Source organism: Soonwooa buanensis (assembly GCF_900167905.1).
GTDB lineage: Bacteria > Bacteroidota > Bacteroidia > Flavobacteriales > Weeksellaceae > Soonwooa > Soonwooa buanensis.
In genome coordinates this window covers 600611-618039 of record NZ_FUYZ01000001.1, presented here as the reverse complement: position 1 = coordinate 618039, position 17429 = coordinate 600611, and the positions used below count along the sequence as shown (strand labels likewise).

14 protein-coding genes are annotated in these 17429 nt (G+C 34.5%); 9 read left to right on the top strand and 5 right to left on the bottom strand.

Annotated elements, in window-relative coordinates; all coding sequences use genetic code 11:
* Positions 1-43 precede the first annotated feature (43 nt).
* From B5X62_RS02920 to apaG, 5 genes are all read left to right on the top strand, one after another.
* Positions 44-2518 (top strand): tetratricopeptide repeat protein, encoded by a 2475-nt coding sequence (locus B5X62_RS02920; protein WP_079665872.1) that lies wholly within the window; start codon positions 44-46, stop codon positions 2516-2518.
* Positions 2519-2626: 108 nt separating this feature from the next.
* Positions 2627-3664: an SRPBCC family protein gene (locus tag B5X62_RS02915; protein ID WP_079665871.1), complete on the top strand. Its 1038-nt coding sequence runs from the start codon at positions 2627-2629 to the stop codon at positions 3662-3664.
* A gap of 128 nt (positions 3665-3792) precedes the next feature.
* On the top strand, positions 3793-6588 hold the full coding sequence (locus B5X62_RS02910) for a 2-oxoglutarate dehydrogenase E1 component (RefSeq protein WP_079665870.1): 2796 nt from the start codon (positions 3793-3795) through the stop codon (positions 6586-6588).
* A gap of 60 nt (positions 6589-6648) precedes the next feature.
* Positions 6649-7881 (top strand): 2-oxoglutarate dehydrogenase complex dihydrolipoyllysine-residue succinyltransferase, encoded by a 1233-nt coding sequence (gene odhB, locus B5X62_RS02905; RefSeq protein WP_079665869.1) that lies wholly within the window; start codon positions 6649-6651, stop codon positions 7879-7881.
* 75 nt (positions 7882-7956) lie between these two features.
* Positions 7957-8343 carry a Co2+/Mg2+ efflux protein ApaG gene (gene apaG, locus B5X62_RS02900; protein ID WP_079665868.1) on the top strand — a complete coding sequence of 129 codons (387 nt, stop codon included), beginning with the start codon at positions 7957-7959 and terminating at the stop codon, positions 8341-8343.
* Here the strand turns inward: apaG and B5X62_RS02895 are convergent.
* The 3 genes from B5X62_RS02895 to B5X62_RS02885 all read right to left on the bottom strand — a co-directional run bounded on the left by B5X62_RS02895 (position 8340) and on the right by B5X62_RS02885 (position 10817).
* Positions 8340-8894: a 3'-5' exonuclease gene (locus tag B5X62_RS02895; RefSeq protein ID WP_079665867.1), complete on the bottom strand. Its 555-nt coding sequence runs from the start codon at positions 8892-8894 to the stop codon at positions 8340-8342. The two genes, apaG and B5X62_RS02895, sit on opposite strands and share 4 nt — an antisense overlap.
* Positions 8895-8970: 76 nt before the next feature.
* Positions 8971-9933, bottom strand: a complete 963-nt coding sequence (locus B5X62_RS02890; protein WP_079665866.1) for a glycosyltransferase family 2 protein — start codon at positions 9931-9933, stop codon at positions 8971-8973.
* Positions 9930-10817, bottom strand: a complete 888-nt coding sequence (locus tag B5X62_RS02885; protein ID WP_079665865.1) for a lysophospholipid acyltransferase family protein — start codon at positions 10815-10817, stop codon at positions 9930-9932. Before B5X62_RS02885 ends, B5X62_RS02890 begins: the two co-directional genes overlap by 4 nt.
* An 89-nt stretch (positions 10818-10906) precedes the next feature.
* Here B5X62_RS02885 and B5X62_RS02880 point away from each other — a divergent pair, with 89 nt between their 5' ends.
* Together B5X62_RS02880 and B5X62_RS02875 are read left to right on the top strand one after the other, a co-directional pair.
* The gene (locus B5X62_RS02880; RefSeq protein ID WP_079665864.1) at positions 10907-11461 is read left to right on the top strand and encodes a thioredoxin family protein; all 555 of its coding nucleotides are present in this window, start codon (positions 10907-10909) and stop codon (positions 11459-11461) included.
* A 108-nt stretch (positions 11462-11569) separates the two neighbouring features.
* Positions 11570-12769, top strand: coding sequence for an oxygenase MpaB family protein (locus tag B5X62_RS02875; protein WP_079665863.1), 1200 nt, complete (start codon positions 11570-11572; stop codon positions 12767-12769).
* Positions 12770-12773: 4 nt separating this feature from the next.
* Here the strand turns inward: B5X62_RS02875 and B5X62_RS02870 are convergent, their stop codons facing one another.
* The gene (locus B5X62_RS02870) at positions 12774-14135 is read right to left on the bottom strand and encodes an aldehyde dehydrogenase (protein ID WP_079665862.1); all 1362 of its coding nucleotides are present in this window, start codon (positions 14133-14135) and stop codon (positions 12774-12776) included.
* 91 nt (positions 14136-14226) lie between these two features.
* Between B5X62_RS02870 and B5X62_RS02865 the strand changes: the two genes are divergently transcribed.
* Positions 14227-15033: an SDR family oxidoreductase gene (locus B5X62_RS02865; RefSeq protein ID WP_079665861.1), complete on the top strand. Its 807-nt coding sequence runs from the start codon at positions 14227-14229 to the stop codon at positions 15031-15033.
* A 95-nt stretch (positions 15034-15128) separates the two neighbouring features.
* The gene (locus tag B5X62_RS02860) at positions 15129-15698 is read left to right on the top strand and encodes a hypothetical protein (protein ID WP_144038280.1); all 570 of its coding nucleotides are present in this window, start codon (positions 15129-15131) and stop codon (positions 15696-15698) included.
* 2 nt (positions 15699-15700) lie between these two features.
* Here B5X62_RS02860 and B5X62_RS02855 read toward each other — a convergent pair whose 3' ends face one another.
* The gene (locus tag B5X62_RS02855; RefSeq protein ID WP_144038279.1) at positions 15701-17266 is read right to left on the bottom strand and encodes an MFS transporter; all 1566 of its coding nucleotides are present in this window, start codon (positions 17264-17266) and stop codon (positions 15701-15703) included.
* Between the last annotated feature and the right edge of the window lie 163 nt (positions 17267-17429).

Genomic DNA, 17429 nt, shown 5'->3' with positions numbered 1-17429 from the left:
TTTGAAAAAGGAATTCTTATTTTTAAAACTTAAAATTTAGACATTGGCACATCGCATTTATTTATACAATCTCGACAGTAAAAGCAAAGAAACTTTTCCTAACTATCTCGGGGAGTGGAATTACGAAATTCCGTTGCTGTTGGTTCCGCTTGTTTCTGGGAATTTGCGCGCAAAAGGCAAGCAATTGTTTGCGGATAAACAAGAAGGCATCAGTCGTTTGCGAAGTTTTTTTAACCTAATCGCGGACACTTACCAATGGCATTACAGGAAGTTTTATTACGAGCCTGTCAACCAAATGTTCCAGTTTTTGGAGGATTTGCCGTTTGATACATTTCTGATTGATGGCAGCGACGTCTTCACGATGAATGAAAAATCTCCGAAAGAACAGGCCAAAGACTGGGTTTTGGAAATCGATAACAAATGGAAAAATTTTGAAACAGCGATTGAGCATCAAGACCTTAATTTCCTAAATCCACAGTTCTTCATGACAGGTTACAAGTCGTTTCAAGAAATTATGGAAACCGACTGGATTAACTATGGATTGGGCTATTTTGAGTACGATTTGTTTTTAAAAAACAACATTAATGTTTATGAAGTTGATGGGAAATTTGGTTTAGAAACAAGTAAAGGAATTAAAATCATCGCTCCAATCTATGACGAAATCTACGATTGGAGTGAGACGAATATTGCTTTGGTTAGAAAGGATGGGTTTTTTGGTTACATCGCAATGGATGGAAAAGTTTTAGTTCCGACGATTTACGAAGACGCTTTCGATGTTAATTCTTTTGATAAAATTTCGGTGGCGGAAGTCCACATGAATAACAAAATCGGGATTATTAATTGTAATACGAATCAATTGATTTTGCCTTGTGAATACGATGAATTGGAGATTTTGAATTATGCTTATTTTAATGTTTCTAAAAATGGAGTGTGGCATGTTTTTGATATTGAAAATCAGCAACTTTTGAATGTTTCGGGTTCTAACATTTTTGATATTGATTATTGGTCAGATTTGTTTTTTACAAAAGAACAAGGAACTCAGAAGAGAAAATTCTATACTAAAAAAGGCTTTTTTGTTGGTGAATATGTTGAAGAATCAATTTCTAAAATCGGAGAAAATTATTATCAAATAAAACCAAATAAATTCCAGACTAAGTTTTCTATCATCAATTCTAAAGGAGAAATTTTAGAAACTGAAATCGATAAAGTCATTGTGTTAGACGATTATCAATCTTTTGCTTTTAAAAAAGATAAAAAATGGCGACTTTTTGATGGCGTTCAACATGTTTATGTTTTAGAAAATGAAGAAATTGAGGAAATATTTCTTGATGATTTTAAATATGCTTTTAAAGAAACTTGGGGAATTAAAATGAGTTCTGGGAAAGGATTGTATCATGCTTTGGAACATCAATTTTGGATTGAACCACATTCTGACTACAATACTTTCGAAGTTTTGAATGCTAAATTTTTAAGAATTAAATCACAAAATTATAATCAGTTTTTTGATGTTGAAAAACGAACTTTGAGCGATAAATATGATTTCGTTTGTACGCCATTTTTTAGTTTAAATGGAGATAGTGATTTGGGCGAAAATTTTGTCTTGTTTAATAATAATCAAGTTTTTCGTGTTTTAGAAAATCAAGAAATGCAGTTGATTTCCGAAGAAAAATTTGGTGAAATTAACGAGCAGCGTTACAATTTGCGTGGAGAAGATCTTAATTTCTGGAATCAGTTTTTTGAAAATTGGAGCAAAAATTCTGGTGAAGATTATGAATTAAAATTTGATTTACAGACCATTTTTAAGTTGGCTATTAATTATGCAAAAAATGCTCAGTTTGACGACGCTATACGACTTTACACGCATACTTCAAAATTGGGTGACATAGATTCGATGATAGAATTGGGGTTGTTGTTAAGTGATAAAGACGCCAATTATTACCGACCAAAAGAGGCAGTAATGTGGACGGAAAAAGCTGCTGAAAGCAATAATGCTGTCGCGTTTAACAATCTTGGTTATTTTTATCAAAGTGAAATTGGTTATGATTTTGATGTTTCGAAAATGTTTGAGATGTATGAAAAAGCCGCAGCATTAGGCGAAGGAATGGCGATGAGCAATCTCGGAGATTTGTATTTTTATGCGGAGCATGTTGATCAAGATTATGACAAAGCTTTGGAATATTACAAGGAAGCTAGTAAAAAATTGTACAGCAATAATGATAAAGTTGTTAAAATCTACTACGAAAAGGAAGATTATGAAAACCTGCTAAAGCATCTTAAAAAAGATTACGAAGATTCTTACTCAAATATTTATTATGGGATTCTTTACGACTTTGGTTATGGTGTAAAACAAGATTCTAAAAAAGCAGTTAAATACTACGAAAAAGCCAATAATTATGACGTGTATCCTTATGCGACCGAGCGACTTTTGGCTTATTATTCGGAGGATGGGGAGCTTGCAAACCCGAAGCTTTATGAGAAATGGCGACAATATGCGGAGGATAACGACATCGATATTTAATGCTTTTATTTAAATCAAAAAATAGATTTGTTCGATTAAAGAAACTTACAAACATAGAAATATAGACCACATACAATTGCTATATTTGCACTTGAATCATTCGTAGATATGCGCTGGATAAAATTTGGAGTTTTAATTTTAATAATACTTTTCGGGATTTACGCCGTTTCGATGACTTTTGTTGAGGAACGAAAAGAGTACACTGTACAATCTAAAGTCGGTTATCCGATTGACAAGGTGTTTCCGCAGTTTAACAATTTACAAAATTTTTCGCATTGGAATGACTTCTTCACGAGTGATAAAAACTTGGGATTCAGTTTTTTTACGCCTTATTCTGGGCAAGGATCATCGATGAAATTCTTTAACAAAAAGAAACAAGATCAGTTTGGCGAGATGTTTGTTCGGTACGAGAACCCGATGCGAACCTTGCGCTATCAATTGTTTTTGGAGGACGAATCTTATCCTTATTTAATCGATGTTAAATTTGTTGGTAAAGGAGAATCGACAGATATTATTTGGAAAATTCAAACGCCAAAACAACCTTTGTTAAAGCGTTCGATTAACCTTATGACCGAAGGTGTTTTCGTTGATAAAATCGATAAAAGTATTAAACATTTGACTGCAATTTTAGGAAATAAAGTCGATAAAGAAAACCTGATTGCGTCTATTAAATACGATAGCATTATGATCGAAAATCAGGAAAGTGCTTTGTTATTGGGCGTTAACGTAAGTACATCTAACAAAAAAGATGCGCTTATCAAGAATATTGTGATTAACCATAACAAAGTCGTAAATTTTGTTAAACAAGATTTGGGCAAGAAAGATGACGAGTTCGGAAGTCCAATGTTAATCACCAATCCGAATAATTTTAAGGATAAAGAAGTGTCGTATTATTATGGCGTTGCTTTACCAAAAAGAATAGGCGTTCAAGACAATAATTATACATTCCGTACAGTTAATGGCGGGAAAACTTATGTTATTTATTATCAAGGAAGTTATGCTGGTAGGATAAAAAGCGTCCAACAACTGATGCAAAAAGCCAAAAAAGATACCATGCGATATAACGATTTGCAAGAACAATTTTTGGAAGAACCCGATGCTGGATCTGACGTAAAACTAAAATTGCAACTTCCCGTTTATCGATAATTGAAGACTTGAAAAACTGATATTTAACATATTGTTAAAAAGCAAATTCGATTGCCACTTAATAGATAAAAATTTAGTAAATTTGTTGGCAATATTTGATAATTTTTATAAACAGATAATCTGTAATAATGGATAAATTTTCGTTTCTAAATGCCGCGCATGCTCAGTTGATTGACGACATGTACGAGCAGTACCTGAAATACCCAGATTCTTTAGAACCATCTTGGAAAGCTTTTTTCCAAGGTTTTGACTTTGCAAGAGAATATTATGGTGATGACGATAGCTATACTGACGCGTCTCCAGTGGTACAATATGCACAGCAAAGTGTTAACAATGGTCAAGCTTCGGAAGATATTAGTAAAGAATTCAAAGTTCTTAACCTAATCGAAGCCTACAGAACACGTGGACATCTTTTCACTAAAACCAATCCGGTTAGAGAAAGAAGACACTTTGTACCAACTTTGGATATTGAAAATTTTGAATTGTCACAAGCTGACCTTTCTAAAAAATTCAATTCTGCAACAACAACTGGGATGTCTGGTCCGGCGACTTTGGCTGAGATTATCAAGCATCTAGAAGAGATCTATTGTGACTCTATCGGTGTAGAATACATGCACATTAACGATGTTGATGAAAAGCAATTTATCAGAGAGTGGGTTAGTGTTAACGAAAATCATCCGAAGTTATCTGCGGAAGAAAAAACTGAAATCCTTTTCAAACTTAACCAAGCGGTTGCTTTTGAAAATTATTTACATACAAAATTTGTTGGTCAAAAACGTTTTTCATTGGAAGGTGGAGAATCTTTGATTCCTGCACTTGATCAATTAATTACAAGATCATCTCAACTTGGTGTTGACGAGGTTGTATTAGGGATGGCACACAGAGGTCGTCTTAATGTTTTGACTAACATTTTCCAAAAATCATACAAAGAAATCTTCTCAGAATTTGAAGGAAAAGAATTCGAAGAAGATGTGTTTTCTGGAGACGTTAAATACCATTTAGGTTCATCTAAAACTATTACAACAGCTAACGGCGAAGAAGTGATTATTAATTTAACACCTAACCCTTCGCACTTAGAGACTGTAGCAGCTTTGGTAGAAGGTATTTGCCGTGCAAAAGTTGATCACAAATACAAAGATTATAACAAAGTATTGCCAATCATCATTCATGGTGATGGTGCGATTGCTGGTCAAGGTATCGTGTACGAAGTTGCACAAATGATGACTTTGGACGGATACAAAACTGGTGGTACAGTACATATCGTTGTTAACAACCAAGTGTCATTTACGACCAATTATTTAGACGCGAGATCATCAATCTATTCTACAGATATTGCAAAAGTAACGCAATCTCCGGTGATGCATGTTAATGCTGACGATGTAGAAGCAGTTGTACATGCGATTCGTTTTGCTGCAGACTTCCGTGCAAGATTTGGAAAAGATGTATACATCGATCTTTTAGGTTATAGAAAATATGGTCACAACGAAGGTGACGAACCAAGATTTACGCAACCGAATCTTTATAAAAGCATTTCTAAACATCCTAATCCAAGAGAAATCTATAAGCAAAAGTTGATTCAGGAGAACATTGTTTCTGACGAAGTTCTTAAAACAATGGAGCAAGATTTCAAAAAGTTGTTAGATGAAAATTTTGATGCTTCTAAAGAAATTACGCGTAATGCAATGACACCTTTTATGGCTGAAGATTGGGTAGATTTCCCAATGGCGCCAAAAGGTTCGGTTCTTAAAGATTTTGATACTAAATATGATTTAGCGAAGCTTAAAGAATTAGCTATTAAAATTTCAACACTTCCGGCTGATAAAAAATTCTTGAACAAAATCACAAGATTGTTTGATAACCGTATCAAAATGGTAGATAACGATTCTTTGGATTGGGCAATGGGAGAGTTGTTGGCTTATGCAACACTTTTAACAGAGCAATTCGGAATCAGAATTTCTGGGGAAGATGTAGAAAGAGGAACTTTCTCTCACCGTCATGCTGTTATTAAAACTGAAGATACGGAGGAGGAATACACGCCGCTTAAGCATGTTTCTGACGCACAATTTGATATTTTCAATTCACACTTGTCAGAGTACGCAGTTCTAGGATTTGACTATGGTTATGCGATGGCTTCTCCTAATACATTAACGATTTGGGAAGCACAGTTCGGTGACTTTATGAATGGTGCACAAATCATCATCGACCAATATTTAGTAGCTGCTGAAGAAAAATGGAAAATCCAAGATGGTTTAGTAATGTTACTACCGCATGGATCAGAAGGGCAAGGTGCAGAACACTCTTCTGCAAGAATGGAAAGATTCTTGACATTGTGTGCTAACGACAATATTATTGTTGCAGACATCACATCGCCAGCTAACTATTTCCATTTGTTGAGAAGACAAATGAAATTTAATTTCAGAAAACCATTGGTTGTATTTACACCAAAATCATTGTTAAGACATCCAAAAGTGGTTTCTAGTTTAGAAGATATGGCAAACGGAGAATTCCAACCGATTTTGGACGATCCAACGGCTGATCCTAACAAAGTAGAACGTCTTGTTCTTTGTACTGGTAAATTATATTTCGATTTATTAGCGAAGAAAGAAGAAAGTGGCGACGAGTCTGTTGCTTTGGTAAGATTGGAGCAATTATATCCACTTAACTTTGAAAAGATTGATGCTATTTTTGAAAAATATAAAAATAGAAAAGATCTTATCTGGGCACAAGAAGAACCTGAAAATATGGGAGCTTGGAGTTATATATTGAGAAACTTTAGAGATACAGGTATCCAAGTTATTTCGCCAGTAGCATCAGGCACACCAGCACCGGGTAGTCATAAGATGTTTGAAAGAAATCAAACTGCGATTATCAACAAAGTATTTAACTGTGATGACGCACCAAGTAATAGACCAGTAACAGCTTAATATTAAAAACTAACGATATTTCCAGAGTTTAACTCTGTTTAAAACAAAAAAATTACTCCTATGTCAATATTAGAAATGAAAGTCCCTTCACCGGGAGAATCTATCACAGAAGTTGAAATTGCAACTTGGTTAGTTAAAGATGGCGATTATGTTGAGAAAGATCAACCTATCGCAGAAGTAGATTCGGACAAAGCGACGCTTGAACTTCCTGCTGAAGAAAGTGGTATTATCACTTTGAAAGCTGAAGAAGGTGATGTGGTACAAGTAGGACAAGTGGTTTGTCTTATCGATATGAGTGCTGCAAAACCGGAAGGTGCTGCTCCTGCTGCTGAGGTTCCAAAAGCTGAAGCTCCAAAAGTAGAAGAGAAAAAAGAAGAACCGAAGAAAGAAGCGCCAGTTGCTGCAACTTATGCTAGCAATACACCGTCTCCTGCTGCTAAGAAAATTCTTGACGAAAAAGGAATGGAACCTGCACAAGTACAAGGTACTGGTCGCGATGGTAGAATCACGAAGGATGATGCTGTTAAAGCTGTTCCTGCAATGGGTTCTGCATCTTCAACTAACGGAAGCAGAGCACAAACAACAACTAAACTATCTGTATTAAGAAGAAAAATCGCTGCAAGATTAGTTTCTGTTAAAAATGAAACTGCAATGTTGACAACTTTCAACGAGGTTGATATGTCAGAAATCTTCAGAATCAGAAAACAATACAAAGAAGAATTCGCTGCTAAACATGGTATCGGTCTTGGTTTCATGTCTTTCTTTACAAAGGCTGTAACTAGAGCGCTTAAGTTGTATCCAGATGTTAACGCATCTATCGATGGCGATTATAAAATCAATTACGATTTCTGCGACATTTCTATCGCGGTGTCTGGGCCAAAAGGTCTTATGGTGCCAGTTTTGAGAAATGCAGAAGATATGACTTTAAGAAGCGTTGAAGCTAATATCAAAGATTTAGCAACTAAAGTTAGAGATGGTAAAATCACGGTTGACGAAATGACTGGTGGTACGTTTACAGTAACTAATGGTGGTACTTTTGGATCGATGATGTCAACACCGATCATCAACCCACCTCAATCTGCAATTTTGGGAATGCATAATATTATCCAAAGACCAGTTGCTATTGATGGTCAGGTAGTTATCCGTCCAATGATGTACGTTGCGATGTCTTACGATCACCGTATTATCGATGGTAAAGAGTCTGTAGGATTCCTAGTTGCTGTTAAAGAAGCAATTGACAATCCAGTAGAATTCTTAATGGGTGGCGATGAGAGAAAAGCCCTAGAACTTTAATATCAAACTTTAGATATACAGAATCCCGCCCATTTCGGCGGGATTTTTGTATTATAGCATTTATAAACTTAAGCCATGGTTTCAAAAACGACTTCTCAGATTCAGGTTACGGTTCATACAGAGTACGATTTCAAGAACAGTTTTCCGTTGGATAATCGTTTCACGTTTCGTTATTACATTATTATCGAAAATATAGGTCAAGAAACCGTGCAACTTCTTAGTCGAAAATGGCAGATTTATGATTTAGGTTATGGTCAGTCCAAAGTCGAAGGAGAAGGTGTTATCGGCCTGCAACCAGTTATTGAAGCAGGACAAACGTTTAAGTATTTTTCGAATGTGGTTTTGTTGTCAGGGATGGGAAATATGAAAGGTCAATATCTTTTCCTAAATGTCAACACCAACGAAAAATTTGAGGTTGAAATCCCTAAGTTTAGTTTAGTTTCAGAAGTTTTGAGTAATTAAAGTTGCTTAATGTTTTTTAAGAAATAATCGTTGATTTCGTCATTTCTTGTTAGCATCAAACGCTCAAAACCTAACAACGAAATTTTAGCACAAACTTCTGCATCATCGCCAGCTCTGTGATGATTAAAGCTTATATGATGATGATCCGCTAGACTTCGCAAACCATAAGTTTTTAGGTTTTTCCAAGATTTTTTCGCTAAAGAAATACTACACAAATAATTGATTTTCGGTTTAAAAAAACCATAATAATCAAGACAACTTCTCAGTACACCAGCATCGAAAGACGCATTATGCGCAATCATCAAATTGCCATACATTAGTTCTTCAGCCTCGTGCCAAATATCTTCAAAAACGGGTGCATCAGCAACATCGTCTGGTGTGATGCCGTGGACATCGATATTTCTAGGATGGAAGTAGGGGAAGCTAGGCGGTTTTATTAACCAAGTTTTAGTTGTTACAATTTCTCCGTTTTCGACCACGCAAATTCCCATTTCACAAGCGGAATTCCGTTCGTGTGTAGCGGTTTCGAAATCTATTGCAACAAAATCCATTTTTTTCTTTTTTAAATTTTAGGTTTTAAACTAAAAACCATCAACCATCAACTTAAAACCAACAACCAAACAAGCTTTACTTCAAAAAGTGTTTAAAAATAAGCCATTTAGTTTGATAATAGTCTTTAATTTGATGTTTTTGTCGACGTTTTAATGTTTCTCCAAATTGTCCATAAAATCCAAAATGTGATCTGACAATTGCCCAAGTATGCGAAAATCCATCTTTGAACATCATGTAAATTCCCGCAATGCCGTCCAAACAAAGACGGAAAAAGATTAAATACAATTTGTTAGACGGAAGATTTTTCAACATCATACTTAGATTATTTCTGAAGTTGAGGTAAGTCTTTTGCGGATTTTGTTTTTTCAAAGTTCCGCCTCCAACGTGATAGACTGTCGACTGTCCACAATAATAAATTTTGCGACCTTCATTTTTTAAACGCCAACAAAGATCAATTTCTTCTTGATGTGCAAAAAATCGTTCGTCAAATCCTTTTTCATTCCAAAAATCTTTAGCTCGGATAAACAATGCGCAACCCGACGCCCAAAAAATTTCCGCAATATCATTGTATTGTCCTTTGTCTTCTTCAATAGTTTCAAATTCGCGACCACGGCAATACGGATAACCAAGATTGTCGATCAAACCACCACCAGCACCGGCAAATTCAAATTTATTTCTATTATTAAAATCTAAAATTTTTGGCTGAATCGCCGCAATAGATTCATCTTTTTTAAATAAATCTAAAATCGGTTCTGTCCAATTTTCTGTTACTTCAACATCAGAATTAAGAAGACAGTAGATGTCGGCACAAATTTCTTTTAGACCTTCATTGTAACCACCAGCAAATCCGAAGTTTTTCTCATTTAAAACTTGTTTTACTTGCGGATAATTCTCCGAAATCCAAGCTACAGAATCATCTGTCGATGCATTGTCGATCACGTAGATTTCAGCTTGTTGACTGTATTTAATTAAAGTTGGTAAGAATTTCTCTAGCCATGATTTTCCGTTCCAATTAAGGATTGCAATTGCTAATCTCATGGGTTTGCTTCGTATTGTTTAATAGAATCTTGATATTTCCAACGTCTGTGCGACCAAAGCCAATTATCAGGACGTTTTTGGATGGTGTTTTCTAACAATTTATGAAATTTTCTCACCACTTCATATTGCTCAAATTTTTCACCATCAGGATAAATTCTGTAATAATTAACTTGATAAAAACCGCGTTTCACCTTTTTCATATCGCAATAGATAAAGGCTAAATTTAATTTTTGAGATAATCGGTCATAACCGATAAAAGCTGGTGTTGGCTGATTTAGAAATTTTAAACCATAAGTCACATGCGAGAAATGTGGTGTTTGATCCGCAACAAACATGTAAATCGAATTACCATCGTTAGGACTTTTCAAGATTTGTTTAATCACTTCGTTGGCTTCGAGAGATTTGTTGTTAAAACGATTTCTCACGAATTTAATTTTCTCTTCCCAAAATTTACTATTCATTTTTCGATAAACGGGATGACAATTTTCTTGTGGAACCATTGTCGCCAAAGCATTGAACCATTCCCAGTTGAAAACGTGTCCAGAGAGTAAAATAATATTCTTGCCTTCGGCTTGTATTTCTGAAAACAAATCGCGGTTAAGATGCTGAACGCGAACTTTTAGCTCGGTTTCAGAAATAGTAAATGCTTTTAACATTTCCACAATATAATCACAGAAATTGATGAAAAACTGTTTTTGAATGCTCACCAATTCGTCATGCGTTTTATCTGGAAAAGAATTTTTTAGATTGTCATAAACGACCTGTTTTCTGTAGCCAACGATGTGATAATTGAGAAATGACATCACATCCGAAAAAGCATACAAAACCCGTAAAGGCAGTTTTGATAACAATAATAATATGCTGAATAATATTTGGTTCAAAATTTGTAAAAAAGAATAACGACAAAGTTAAGGAAAAGCTATCGATTTATTCTTTAGTTTTGTAAATGTAAAGCGATTAAAATACTGAAATTATGCGAAAAGTAAAAAGTCTAGTGCTTGGCGTTGGTGTGTTGTTGTTAGGAAGCACAGTTTTCAAAGCGCAAACTACCGACACAGCAAAAGCTGCTGTAACTCAAGATGCAGCAGCAAAAAAGAAAGCTGCGGATGAGGAAAAAGCACGTCTCAAAAAACCTTACGATCCTAAGGCGGATGCTGCAAAAGATATAAAAGCTTTGGTGGCAATTGCAAAGAAAGAAAATAAAAATATTATTCTACAAGCTGGTGGTAACTGGTGTATTTGGTGTTTGAGGTTCAACGATTTTGTTGAGAAAACACCTGAGTTGAAGTCAATTGTTGATGACAATTATTTGTATTATCACCTCAATTATTCGCCAGATAATAAAAATGAAAAGGTCTTTGCAGCGTACGGAAATCCTGGTGACAAATACGGTTATCCTGTTTTCATAGTTTTAGATAAAAACGGAAAAATGATTCATGTACAAGATAGCTCAGTTTTAGAAGCTGATAAAGGTTATGGATTGGAGAAAGTCAAAGAGTTTTTTGAAAGTTGGAAACCGAAAAGTTAGATACAAAGCCAAGATTTTTCTTGGCTTTTTTGTTTAATTAAATAAAATCAAGATTAAAATCATATCGAATTAAAATTTTGATAACGTGATAATTAGTATTTTTAAGTTATGCAAGATTTTCAAGCAAAACCAAATTTTCAAGATTCAGAACATTTCAAAACCTTTTGGAGTAACGGCAATGGGAAGTTACTTCAAGAATGGAGTGGAGCAGAATTGTCTTTCAAAGATTGGGGTAAATTTGCGCCATATTTTTATCAATGTGACGAAGTTGGCGATCAGGTTGTAAAAGATGTTTATTTTAAATCTTCCTTTTCGGACGCAACATCGACGATAAAAAATTACATTGAGAATGGTGTTGATTTTAATGATCCCGAAATTGCAGAAAGTCTAAAAGTTTTATTTAAACAAACAGAAAGTATTCCTGATTGGCTTGATTGGAATCTTATCGAAAAAGGTTCGGAATTGTGTCAAATTGCTGGTCTCAATGCGTTGATAATTCTTCGCGATTACGTGTTAATGGGCGGTTACGATTATGCATATCTTAACAAACCGCTTATTTTGACAGGTGCACTAAAGAAAGGTGCGGTCAAAAGATTAGCGGACACGCTGAATTTTTGGGTAAATGTCACGAGAAAAGATGCTTTACATGTTCATAAAAAAGGTTATGGATTCTGTATTACGACGCGATTAATTCATTCGTATTCTCGTTTGATGATTTTAGAAAAAACCAAAAATTGGGATACCAAAAATTGGGGACTTCCGATTAATTCTTGGGATATGATGGCGACTTATATTGGATTTTCGTTGATGTTTTTGCACGGATTACAAAAATTGGAAGTACAAATTACCGATGAAGATGAAGCTGGCTTATTTCATCTTTGGAAGTACATTGGTTATCTCATCGGGATTCCTGATGATATTTTACCAAATGACAAAAAAGAAGCTACGGAATTTTTCTATATGTGGACGGCAACCCAACCAGCTTCTGATGAGGATTCTAAGCATTTAGCAAAATCTTTGTTGGATGAAAATCTAGAAACACCAACACTAAAATATCAGTTCCAAAGGAGAAATTTGCGTTATTTGCACGTCGGACTTAATTGGTTTTTGTTGGATGACGAGACTAACAAGCGCCTCGGAATTGAAGAGGTTAAGTTTCCTTTTGCGTTTGCAAAGTTTTTAAAACTAAGAAATCGATTGTTTTTCCGTTTTGCTAGTCGCGAAAAGCAAATACAAATTGGCGCAAGTGCACAAGAAAAAGTGCTAGATGATTATCTTAAAACTGCTCCGCGAAATAAACATCATTAAATTTTCACATCAATTTCTTTATCCAATTCAATTTTTTGTCTGAATACGGCGGATATTTAATGTTAGGTTCTCCCCAAGTTGCTCTTTTTAACACCGATTTTTGGTGTGTGAAAGCTTCAAAACCAAATTTTCCGTGATAATTTCCAATTCCTGAATTTCCGACGCCACCAAATGGCAGATTTTCATTGGTTAAATGCATGACGACATCGTTGATGCAACCGCCACCGAAAGAAATTTGGTTGGCGAATTTTTCTATTTCGTCTGAATTATTACTGAAAAGATAAGCTGATAAAGGTTTTTCGTGATTTCGGATTTGATTCAAAGCTTCATCAAAATTTTCATAAACCAAAATCGGAAGAATCGGTCCGAAAATTTCTTCTTGCATAATTTTATCATTCCAATTTATAGGATACAAAAGTGTTGGCTGGATGTAAAGCTTTTCTAAATCTGTTTTTCTACCAAAAATTATTTTTGTGTCATCAATCAAGTTTAGAAGTCTATTAAAATGCTTTTCGTTGATAATTCTTGTAAAGTGAGAGCTATTCGGTTGATAATCGTTTTTCTGAACTTGATTTTTTAATATTTCAATAAACTTGGTTGCTACTTTTTTATCAACCAAAATATAATCTGGTGCAACACAAGTTTGTCCAGCATTTAAAAATTTCCCCCAAATAATCCGTTTTGTAGCGATTTCTAAATTCGCGTTTTCGGTGACCAAAGCTGGACTTTTTCCGCCCAATTCCAAAGTTACGGGCGTTAGATTTTTTGCCGCAGCTTCATAAATGATTTTTCCAACTTGCGGACTTCCTGTGAAAAATATCTTGTCAAATTTTAATTTTAAAAGTTCGGTAGTTTCTGCAACGCCGCCTGTTTCTACGTGAAAAACTCGCTCATCAAAATTTTTATTGAATAAATCTACCATCAATTTCATGGTATTTTCTGCAACTTCGCTCGGTTTCAGAATACAAGTATTTCCTGCAGCAATCGCAGAAATCATCGGACAAATCGAAAGTTGATAAGGATAATTCCACGCGCCAATCACCAAACTGCAACCCAAAGGGTCTTGGTAAATTTTAGAAGAACCTGGAAGATTCGGCAAGTTTGTTTTTACCGATTTCGGTTTCATCAAACTTTTTAAATTCTTCAAATAATAGTTGATTTCACCATAAATAATCGATAATTCGGTTGTGTAAGTATCGAACTGTGATTTTCCAAAATCTTTGTGAATAGCTTCGTAGAAAAGATTCTCGTTAGCAGAAATAACTTGTTTCAGCTTTTGTAATTGTGTTTTTCTAAAGTCTAAACTTTTGGTGGCTTGACTATTAAAAAACTCACGTTGCTTTTCTAGAATATTTTGGATGGACATTTTAACTGATATTTTTCGAATATAAAAATAAGGAAATAAGACTTGCTTTTTGTAGGTTTTAATTATATTTATTGAAAATAGAATTCACTTTATGAACTTCAATGGGAAAACGGTTTTAATAACGGGTGGCGCTTCGGGTATTGGAAAAATTATGGGTAGAAAAGTCCTCGAAAGAGGTGCTAAAACTTTGATAATTTGGGACATCAACGAAGTTGGAATTGAAGCGGTGAAACAAGAATTTTCTTCTTTAAAAGGAAATATTATTGGTTATAAAGTTGATGTTTCTAATGTTGAAAATTTGATTGAAATTTCTTCTAAAACCAAAGAAAATGTTGGTGCAATCGACGTGCTAATCAATAATGCTGGAATTGTTGTTGGAAAATATTTTCACGAACATTCGCATGAGAATATTTCTAAATCGATGGCGATAAATGCCGATGCAATTATGCATATTACTTTAGAATTTCTTCCCGAAATGATGCGAAATAATTCGGGTTCTATTTGTAATATTTGTTCATCGGCAGGCCTAATTTCAAATCCGAAAATGTCTGTTTACGCGGCTTCTAAATGGGCAGCAGTTGGCTGGAGCGACAGTCTTCGACTAGAAATGGAAGAACTGAAAAAGAATATTTCTGTGACAACCATTATGCCTTTCTACATTAATACAGGAATGTTTGATGGCGTAAAATCCAAACTTTTGCCGATTCTTGACCCAGAAAAAACTTCAGAAAAAATTATTCGTGCCATCGAAAAGCAAACCAAAATGTTGGCAATGCCGCTTCCGTATTGGTTTATCCGACTAAGTCAAGGGATTTTGCCTTTAGCCATCTTTGATTGGACAATGCGCAATGTTTTCGGGATTTATGATACGATGAAAGATTTTAAAGGAAGAAACTAATGGAGAAGCTAAGTCAGTTTTTACAGAAATATGATTTAAAGTTTGAGAATTTACAAATTCTAAATTATTTTTTATCCTTATTTTTTTACATAAAAGTGTGGCTAGTTCCTGGTCAAGGTGATGCAACTTTTATTACCAATGGAATTCAGCTTTTTGTTGTGGAGTTTCTAATGATTCATTCTGGCGTTTTTCTGTCAGTTTTTGCAAGAAGTAAAAAATTCATTCTTATTGCTTTACTGTATGGGTTTATCATTTATGGCTTGGCAAAATCTTTTCATAACAACTATTATTTTTACTTTTATTTGCTGATTGTTATGAACCGAATGCGTGCTGGTTTTGCAGGAAGTAATCCTTTGTTTTTCATTAGAAATATTGCTTATTCGATTGCAGGTGCTATTTTCTTTTTAATTGCGGGAATCAGCATGGCAGTTTTGGAAAAGTGGATTCCGCAATTTGGATTGACAGAAGTTTATCTTAATACATCAGGTTTTAGATGGCAAAATGCCAAAACTGGTGGAATGCTCGTTGATAAACCGCAAACTGTAATGTATTTTTGGATTGTTTATTTCTCGCTTTGGATTTGGTTTGAGTTTTATATTCAAGATAAATTGAAAGATTATAAAGGTGGAATAACCTCCTTTTCATTTAAAACGAAGAAATTTTAATTTCAATAAAAAATATTTCTCACACCAATTTTTGCAGGTTTATAAAGCAAAATGATAATTGTAGTTGCAAGAGCAATCCAGAATAAAATTGTGAAGATTTCCATGTTTGAAAGCAAAAGTGCTTGCGCTGAAATTTTAGATTTAAAACCACCAATCGTTACGCTGACAGCGTCATTGTAAGTTAATTTGCTAAGATTTGAGTTAAAATTACTATTCCATAAAGTGCTAAAAATAGGGTTGGTTGGTGAAAAATTCATACTCAAAGAATCAGCGTGTTTTAAACTTAAATACAAAATAGCATTTTGCATAATTGAATATCCAATTGCAGTCGTCCAAAACCTAACCGTTGTTCCCATTACAGCGCCATTTGAAACTAAATTTGGAGGAAGTCCCGTGATGATGTACATAACGAGTGGCGTAAACAAAAGTCCTTGTCCAATACCTTGTAAAAACAAAGGTGGCGCAATTGTCCATAAAGTTGTGTCAGGATAAAATACGTAAGTAAACCAAGCACAATCGATGGCTAAAATTGCAAATCCAGAAGCGAAAATCGTTTTTGAAGAGACTGCGCGTACCAACAAAATTCCAGAAATTAAAATACCCAAAATTGTTCCTCCAACATTGAAATATTGAATATTATTGATGTATTCCCAAGGCCATTTCCAAACGTTTGCCATAATGCTGTACACATTGTTAAGACCTGCACGAATAACATAAAATATAAAAAATAACAAAATTCCGACTAAAATATGGACGTAAGAAAAGACTTCTAAATGGAAAATCGGTCTTTTGCTGTATTTCTGTTTTAAAATAAATAAACCCGACGAAATCATAAAAAGGAATAGACAAAAAACAATTTGATTAGATTCTAACCACATCAATCTTTTCCCATAAATAATGGCATAAGCGCCAGATTGCAAACTCAACCAAAGTAAAAAACAACTTACGTGGTCCAATTGGTATAACGGAATTTTAGCAAAAAATCTGTTGGTATTAAATATTGAAAACGCAACAATCAACACAAAAATGTGGAAGTAAACTATCATTAAAACCATGTGTTGAAAGTTGTAATTTTCGATGCTGGTTTTTAGTAAACTTGTTGTAATCGTACCTCCAGTCAACATTATGGCATAAAGAAAAAGATAAGCGACGATTCTCGCGTGTTTGGTTTTTAGTTCGGCGGTGATTAATGGTAAAAAAATAGCACCTTCCAAAACCCCAAAAATTCCTTCCAAAAATCGCATTACCAAAATCACGTGATAGTTGTTGGTTACCGAGACGACATATAATATAATGATGGAAACCGATGACATCAACAAAATGTAATATTTGACACTGAAATAGGCTAGAAATCTTGGTAAAACCAAAAGTGTAACCACGATTGTACCGTACATCAACATCAAAAGATATTGCAAATCGTCTGAATCTACATCTAAAAATGATGATGTAAACGCGCTGTTGGAATGAAACAACGACATCAGCATCAAATGCGGAAACATCGCCATAATCAGCAACGGAAGTTTCAACCATTGCGGAACCCATTTATGATATATTGTATTGTGTGACAAGGATTTATGTTTTGAGATTTGAGATTTGAGATTTGAGATGCGAGATTCGGGATTTAAAGTTTCGAGTTTTTAGGTTTAAAGTTTTTAGGTTTATCGTTTAAAGTTTCATGTTTAAGGTTTCAAGCTAAAAGCTAAAAGCCAAAAACCAAAAACCAACAACTAT

Excerpts from the sequence above, each read along its gene's own strand:
- B5X62_RS02915 (WP_079665871.1), top strand. The coding sequence starts at position 2,627 with ATGCGCTGGATAAAATTTGGAGTTTTAATTTTAATAATACTTTTCGGG.
- B5X62_RS02910 (WP_079665870.1), top strand. The coding sequence starts at position 3,793 with ATGGATAAATTTTCGTTTCTAAATGCCGCGCATGCTCAGTTGATTGAC.
- odhB (WP_079665869.1), top strand. The coding sequence starts at position 6,649 with ATGTCAATATTAGAAATGAAAGTCCCTTCACCGGGAGAATCTATCACA.
- apaG (WP_079665868.1), top strand. The coding sequence starts at position 7,957 with ATGGTTTCAAAAACGACTTCTCAGATTCAGGTTACGGTTCATACAGAG.
- B5X62_RS02895 (WP_079665867.1), bottom strand. The coding sequence starts at position 8,894 with ATGGATTTTGTTGCAATAGATTTCGAAACCGCTACACACGAACGGAAT.
- B5X62_RS02890 (WP_079665866.1), bottom strand. The coding sequence starts at position 9,933 with ATGAGATTAGCAATTGCAATCCTTAATTGGAACGGAAAATCATGGCTA.
- B5X62_RS02880 (WP_079665864.1), top strand. The coding sequence starts at position 10,907 with ATGCGAAAAGTAAAAAGTCTAGTGCTTGGCGTTGGTGTGTTGTTGTTA.
- B5X62_RS02875 (WP_079665863.1), top strand. The coding sequence starts at position 11,570 with ATGCAAGATTTTCAAGCAAAACCAAATTTTCAAGATTCAGAACATTTC.
- B5X62_RS02870 (WP_079665862.1), bottom strand. The coding sequence starts at position 14,135 with ATGTCCATCCAAAATATTCTAGAAAAGCAACGTGAGTTTTTTAATAGT.
- B5X62_RS02865 (WP_079665861.1), top strand. The coding sequence starts at position 14,227 with ATGAACTTCAATGGGAAAACGGTTTTAATAACGGGTGGCGCTTCGGGT.